Origin of the sequence: Paraburkholderia sp. RL17-381-BIF-C (assembly GCF_046026435.1) — a bacterium.
GTDB lineage: Bacteria > Pseudomonadota > Gammaproteobacteria > Burkholderiales > Burkholderiaceae > Paraburkholderia.
Window position 1 is genome coordinate 1 of the sequence record NZ_JARESX010000189.1, and the last position, 1,094, is coordinate 1,094.

Genomic DNA, 1,094 nt, shown 5'->3' on the forward strand with positions numbered 1-1,094 from the left:
GGTGCGCTCGTGCATTCGGCCGATCCGGGTCCGACTCCGACTTCCGCTTGCTTGCGAATCTCAGCGAGGAGTTGCCTGGAGTCGTTGCAATCCAGGTTGGCCGTGCTCGCAGTCTACGATTGCGGCGATGACACCAATGGAGAATTCTGATGCAACAGAGATTACGTGCCGCGGTGGCGCAATCGGGTTCTGTCGTGTTCGATGCAGACAGAACCATCGATAAAGTCTCGACGCTCACAGCCGACGCCGCGCGACAAGGCACACAACTTATCGTATTTCCAGAGGCATTCGTTTCGGGCTATCCAAAGGGTCTCGATTTCGGCTCGACAGTCGGTGGAAGAACGGCTGCCGGGCGCGACGACTATCGTCGCTACTATGACAGCGCTGTCGAAGTACCGGGTTCCGGTGTCCGCCGGTTGGCCGAGATTGCCGGCGAGCACAAGCAATACATCGTGATCGGTGTCATCGAGCGAGATCGCGGCACGCTATATTGCACTGCGCTGTTTTACGGTCCGGACGGTACGATGCTCGGCAAGCATCGCAAGCTGATGCCGACCGGCTGCGAGAGGGTGATCTGGGGCTATGGCGATGGGGCGACCCTGCCGGTTTTCGACACGCCGTTCGGCCGGCTCGGCGCGGTGATCTGCTGGGAAAACTATATGCCGTTGCTGCGTATGGCAATGTACGCCAAAGGCGTCCAGATTTACTGTGCCCCCACCGCGGATAGCCGGCCCACCTGGGCATCCTCCATGCAGCACGTGGCCCTGGAAGGGCGCTGCTTCGTGTTATCGGCCTGCCAGCACCTGCGCCGATCCGATTGTCCTGTCGACTATGCCGCGATCCAGGGTAACGACCCGTCCACTGTGCTGATGAGCGGTGGAAGTTGCATCGTCGGCCCGCTTGGCGAACTCATTGCCGGGCCAATCTTTGAGCAGGATGCATTGCTTGTGGCCGATCTTGACCTCAACGATCTTGCGCGCGCGAAATATGATTTTGACGTCGTGGGACACTACTCACGCCCGGACATCTTCCGTCTGCATGTCAATGAAGCAGCGACACCTCCCGTCGTGTTTGAGAAGAATGGATTCGACAGC

Annotated in this window: 1 protein-coding gene; it reads left to right on the forward strand. The window is 59.2% G+C overall.

The genetic code is table 11. The annotated features are described in order from the left end of the window. Positions 1-149: 149 nt before the first annotated feature. The coding region (locus P0D70_RS36580; RefSeq protein WP_408188111.1) for a nitrilase-related carbon-nitrogen hydrolase at positions 150-1,094 on the forward strand (945 nt) is incomplete at its 3' end.